The organism is Psychrobacter sp. 1Y4 (assembly GCF_051847555.1).
Genome location: NZ_JBPYDE010001013.1, coordinates 1 through 549 on the forward strand (window position 1 = coordinate 1; position 549 = coordinate 549).

At 37.7% G+C, this 549-nt stretch carries 1 protein-coding gene; it reads right to left on the reverse strand.

The features are described from left to right. A partial coding sequence (locus ACS8FC_RS20150) for a TIGR00645 family protein (protein WP_439298091.1) occupies positions 1-497 on the reverse strand: 497 nt, incomplete at its 3' end. Positions 498-549 lie beyond the last annotated feature (52 nt).

The following is a 549-nucleotide window of genomic DNA, read 5'->3' on the forward strand; positions in this document are numbered from 1 at the left end:
TTATCCATAATAGCGAATAACAAGCCAGACAATACAAAGGTCATGTGAATAACAACTTTCCACATGAGCTTGTCAGCATCAAGCTCACTCATGCCACTGGAGATATCCATAAAGGATTTCAGAAGATCAATCGCCGAGATAGCGACGATCGCTCCGATGACTTTTAATTTTAAGCCTGAGAAATCCACTTTTCCCATCCAGCTGGGACGATCATCATGAGTGCCAGAGTCGATTTTTGAGACAAAAATCTCATAGCCACTGAATATAATGATGAGCAATAAGCTGGCAACCAGCGAGATATCAACCAATACCAGTATGTCTACAATCACACTGGCTTCAGAGTCCGTCAGAATGTCAGCAAACATATACCATAGCTTTTGGACAAACTTAATAAATAATAAAATAATACCTAACACCAACCCGAGATAAAAAGGCGCCAGTATCCAGCGGCTATTAAATATGGTTTTTTCTAAGTAAAGCTCAAACTTCTTTAGCATGGGTATCTCTTCAGTTTCAAATACAAAAAAGTTTTAAAGATATAAATATTAA